2 protein-coding genes are annotated in these 2,732 nt (G+C 72.4%); both read left to right on the top strand.

Features of this window, described 5'->3' with window-relative positions; translation table 11 throughout:
• Window positions 1–2,368: cellulose biosynthesis protein BcsC (locus L810_RS43375; protein ID WP_042978485.1), on the top strand; the 2,368-nt coding region annotated here is incomplete at its 5' end.
• An 11-nt stretch (window positions 2,369–2,379) separates the two neighbouring features.
• Window positions 2,380–2,732, top strand: a 353-nt coding sequence (locus L810_RS43370; protein ID WP_042978484.1) for a BcsE family c-di-GMP-binding protein, incomplete at its 3' end; no start/stop codon positions are given.

Genomic DNA, 2,732 nt, shown 5'->3' with positions numbered 1-2,732 from the left:
CGCCGCGCAGCGCTACGAGGCGGCCGTGCGCGCGGCGCCCGACGCGCCGTGGACGCGCTTCGCGCTCGCGCGCCTTTATCGCGACATGGGGCTGCCGCAGCTCGGCCGCACGGTGATGGACGACGGGCTCGCGCAAGGCGCGACGCCCGAGATGCGCTACGCGACCGCGCTGTATCGCAACTCCGTCGACGACGCGGCGGGCGCGCAGGCCGCGCTCGCGCCGGTCGACGACGCGCATCGTACGGACGGAATGCGCGCGCTCGCGCGCAAGCTCGATGCGCAACGCGCGCTGGCCGACGCACGTGGTGCGCTCGCGCGCGGCGACCGCACGGCGTTCGCCGCGTCGCTCGCGCAGGCCCAGGCGAGCGCGCCGGACGATCCCGACATGCTCGCCGCGATCGGCGCGCAGTGGATCGACGCGGGCGAACCGGATCGCGGCCTCGCACCGCTGCACGACTGGATCGTCGCGCACCCGCGTGAAGCCGATACGGACGTGCGGCTGCGCTATGGCGACCTGCTCGGCAGCGCGGGGCGCGACGACACACTTGCTGCGTGGCTCGACACGCTGCGCCGGGAACCGTCGCTGACGCCCGCGCAGACCGCGCGGATCGAGGACCAGTCGCTGCGGCTCGTGTTGCGGCAGACCGACGATGCGATCGCACGGCAGGACTACGCACAGGCGCGCAAGCTGCTCGATCGTGCGAGCCCGGCCGGCCGCGCGGACAAGCGTCATGCGCTCGAACGGGCCGATCTCGAGCGCGCGCAAGGCCGTTACGACGCGGCACGCGATGCGCTCGCGCCGGTCGTCGCGCGCACGCCGGACGATGCCGATACGCAGCTCGCGCTGGCACGCATCGACGAGGACAGCGGCAACCGTGCCGCCGCGCTGGCGCGCGTGCAGGCGGTGCTCGCGCGCACGCCGGACGACGACGTCGACACGCAACTGTCGGCCGTGCGCCGCCTGAACGCGCTGCGCCGCGCGGACGAAGCCGCGCAGGTGACCGACCGGCTGCATGCCGCGTATCCGGCGCGCGCCGACGTGACGGTCGCGGCCGGGCGCGTGGCCGAGGCACAGGGCCGCTATGACGACGCGGCGTCGCTGTACCGGTTGTCGCAATCGCAGGAGCGCGCGACGGGCGTGAGCCCGGGCCGTGACGGCCTGACGCCCGCGCAGGCCGCGTTCGCGGATCTCGAGCAGCGGCGCAATCCCGAGATCGAGACCGGCTGGACGCCTGCCTACAAGTCGGGCGACGAAGGCATCTCTTCGTATCGCGCGCAGCAGGTGCCGATCTACATGCAGATGCCGGTCCGCTACGACGGCCACGTGTTCGCGCAGATCGACACCGTGCATCTCGACCCGGGCACGCTCGATACGAGCGACCCGAATGCGTATTCGCTCAAGACCTTCGGCACGTTCGCGACGCTCAAGGCGCAGAACGCGCTGACGCCCGCATCGATCGCGAATCCGCCGGGTTCGCGGCACCAGTCGACGACGGGCGTCGCGCTCGGCGCCGGTTATCTGTCGGACGCATGGCGCGTCGACCTCGGCACGTCGCCGCTCGGTTTTCCCGTGCATTACCTCGTCGGCGGCGTGCGTTACCGGTTCGACGCAGGCCCGGCCAGCTTCTCGGTGAACGCGTCGCGGCGGCCGGAAACGAGCAGCGTGCTGTCGTACGCGGGGATGCGCGACCCGTGGACGGGCGCGGTCTGGGGCGGCGTGCGCCGCGACGGCGTGAACCTGCGCGCGTCGGTCGACGTCGGCCGCACGAACCTGTTCGCGGAACTCGGCGCGGGCGTGCTGTCCGGCCGCAACGTCGAGCGCAACGCGGAAGTCACGCTGCGCACCGGCTTCACGGTGCCCGTGTACGAACGCGCGACGATGAAGGTCAGCACGGGGCTCGTCGGCAACGCGTGGCACTACGCGCAGAACCTGCGCTACTACACGTACGGGCAGGGAGGTTACTACAGCCCGCAGCGCTACCTGTCGCTCGGCGTGCCGATCGAATGGGCGGGGCGGCACGATGCACTGTCGTGGGACCTGACCGTCACGGGCGGGATCTCGAACAGCTACGAGAAGGATTCGCTGTATTACCCGACGTTCTCGGACCAGCGGGCCGCGCAGGTGGCGGCCGGGTTCGTGTACGCGGGCAGCTCGACGCGCGGCGTGTCGTTCTCGTACGGCATCAACGGGATCGTCGAGTATCGCGTGAACCCGCACCTGAGCGTCGGCGCGCAGCTGCACGTCGACCGGTCGCACGACTACGCGCCGAGTTCGGCGCTCGTGTACCTGCGCTATGCGTTCGACGCCCGTGCGCAACGCAGCTGGCTCGTCACGCCGACACCCGTGCGGCTTTATTCGGATTACTAGGGGAACGCGCCGTGAATACGGAAATCGATGCCACCCGTCCCGCGCTCGGCGCCGCCGGCCTGCTGGGCCGCCTGCGTGCGCTGCTGGGCGCGGGGCCGGCCGGCGGCCGCGCCGGCACGGTGAGCCGGCTCGCGATCGACGGCTTGCCCGACGCGTGGACACAGCTGGAAGCCGGCGGCCTGTACGCGATCTACGCGGCCGGCGGCACGCCGGCCTGCGATGCGCTCGTGTGGGAGAGCGCGCGGCAGGCGCGCACGCGCGACGTGACGGTCGTGCTCGCGCGCGACGCGGCGCACGTTGCCGGGCAGATGCGGGCGCGCGGTTTCGCGGACGGCGCGCATCCGGCCGGCTGGCCGCGCAACCT

It is taken from the genome of Burkholderia sp. AU4i, from assembly GCF_000466765.1.
Lineage (GTDB): Bacteria > Pseudomonadota > Gammaproteobacteria > Burkholderiales > Burkholderiaceae > Burkholderia > Burkholderia cepacia.
This window is presented reverse-complemented; position numbering and strand designations above follow the sequence as displayed.